Origin of the sequence: Micromonospora sp. NPDC049580, from assembly GCF_040675595.1 — a bacterium.
GTDB lineage: Bacteria > Actinomycetota > Actinomycetes > Mycobacteriales > Micromonosporaceae > Micromonospora.
Map to the genome: position 1 here is coordinate 1 of NZ_JBFAPG010000746.1, position 1,936 is coordinate 1,936.

Genomic DNA, 1,936 nt, shown 5'->3' on the forward strand with positions numbered 1-1,936 from the left:
CCCGATCGGGGTGGGGCACCGGACGTCCCGCTCAGAGCACGCCGGGCAGTTCCACACGGTTGTCCTTGTCGTTGAGATCGCGCCACCGTCGGTCCTGAGCGTCGAAGTGCGTGACATGGAAGGCCCGTGTCATCGCGTCGGCGCCCGAACGGTCGGGCATCAGGTGCACGAAGGTGTAGCGCCGCGACTCACCGGCCGGCACCCCCGGCAGCAGGCACGAGTCGTTGTCGTCTGCTGCCGCCACCTTCGGGTCGCACCGGGACCAGTCGCCACCCGTCGGCTCACCCAGGTTGAAGCCGCGCAGCTCGACCTGTGCCGCATCGACCGGTCCCGCGTTCTTCACGGTGAAGACGGTGGTCAGCTTGCGGCCACCCGGGGCGTCGACAAGCGTGTGGGTCATGGTCAACCGCAGGTCGGTGAGGCGCGGATCCTTGCCGAACTTGGTGGGACCGTCGGTCTGGGTGAACCGGCCCCCCGTGAACCGGTAGGTGCGCAGCTGTTCCTGCGGCCAGTAGGACGGGGTGTCGCAGCAGGGTTGCAGGTCGGCCACCCGCACCTGGACCGAGCCGGCCGCGGTGACCTCCAGGCCGCGAATGTCCTCGACACCGTCGGTGGTCCGCACGACTCTGCCGAGCGTCACGATCCGCCCACTGTCGTCCCGGTCGAAGGCGACTACCTGCTTCGCCGACGCCTCGCCGTACCGGCAGGAGATGGCGGCGACAGTCTCCTCGGCGCCGTCCCCGTCCAGGTCGGCGTGGCTCACCTTCAGGTCGGTGAGCAGCGGAATGTAGTTGTTGATGGAGCTTGTCACCAGCCGCACCTTCGACGTGGTGCAGGTCGACGGCACGATCGGCGGCCAGGCCGGCAGGTCCAGGCGGGCAGCGAGCAGCTGCGTCCGGCTGATCCGGCCGTCCGGGGCGTCGGGGTCGGCCGTGGGTGTGGAATTCGGCGACTGGCTGACCGACGGTGTGGGCGGCGGCGGTGCCGTCGTCGGCGGGGACGTCGGGTCGACGGACTCGGCCGGGACCGGCGGCGTGCGGTCGCCTTTCAGCGCGGCGTTGGCGACGACCGGTGCCAGCACTAGGACGACCGCCGCCGCGGCGACGGCCACCACCCTCGTCTGCCGGCGCCGACGCAGGGTGCGTCGGGCCTGGTCGGGACCGGGACCGACGACCCGGGTGGTGACATCGGTGCGGTACGCGGCGAACCGCTCGCGCAGCCGCGGTTCGAGATCAGACATCGGACACCCCCTCGGTGTTCTCGTCCAGCAGTCCGGCAAGGGCGGCCCGGCCGCGGTGCAGCCAGGACTTGACGGTGCCCTCGGCCACCCCTTCCTGAAGAGCGATCTGATTGACCGACAGGTCGGCCAGGTAGTGCAGGATGACGGCCCGCCGGTGGTTGGCGGGCAATTGCGCGAGCGCCGCGTCGATGGCCACCCGGTCCGGTGTCGGGCCGTCCACCTCGACCTCGGTGCGCCGCTGGCGCAGAAGGTGGTTGCGGGCCGTGCGCAGCCGACGCCAGCGGCTGCGGGCCAGGTTCCAGGCGACCCGGCGAACCCAGGCCACCGGATCGTCGTACCGGACCAGGCGGTCCCAGCGCGCCAGCGCCCGGCAGAACGCCTCCTGGGCCAGATCCTGAGCGTGGCCCAGATCCCCCGTGTACGCGCACAGTTGGGCGGTCACGCTCCGGAAGTGCGCGTGGTAGAAGTCGTCGAAGGTGATCGCCGCCGCGTTCAGCCCTGCGGCCGTCAACGCCGCCGGTGGTTCGTTGGCGCGGGCTCCCATCGTTGCTGTCACTGCCCCTCCCCGTTGGCGCCGGGGCCGGTGCCCTGGCGCCGGTAACACTTCAGTGCGGCGTACGAGGTTGCGGCCCGAACGGCCGCGAATCTGACAGTCGGCACGAGGGACGCGACGGTTGGCACGCCGACACGGCCGCG

The 1,936-nt window shown here is 71.3% G+C and carries 2 protein-coding genes; both read right to left on the reverse strand.

Annotated elements, in window-relative coordinates; genetic code table 11:
• Window positions 1-31 precede the first annotated feature (31 nt).
• Entirely contained in the window at window positions 32-1,240 is a 1,209-nt protein-coding gene (locus tag AB0J68_RS31685; RefSeq protein ID WP_363942506.1) for a hypothetical protein, read from the reverse strand.
• Window positions 1,233-1,796 (reverse strand): SigE family RNA polymerase sigma factor, encoded by a 564-nt coding sequence (locus tag AB0J68_RS31690; RefSeq protein ID WP_363942508.1) that lies wholly within the window; start codon window positions 1,794-1,796, stop codon window positions 1,233-1,235. Before AB0J68_RS31690 ends, AB0J68_RS31685 begins: the two co-directional genes overlap by 8 nt.
• Window positions 1,797-1,936: the final 140 nt, after the last annotated feature.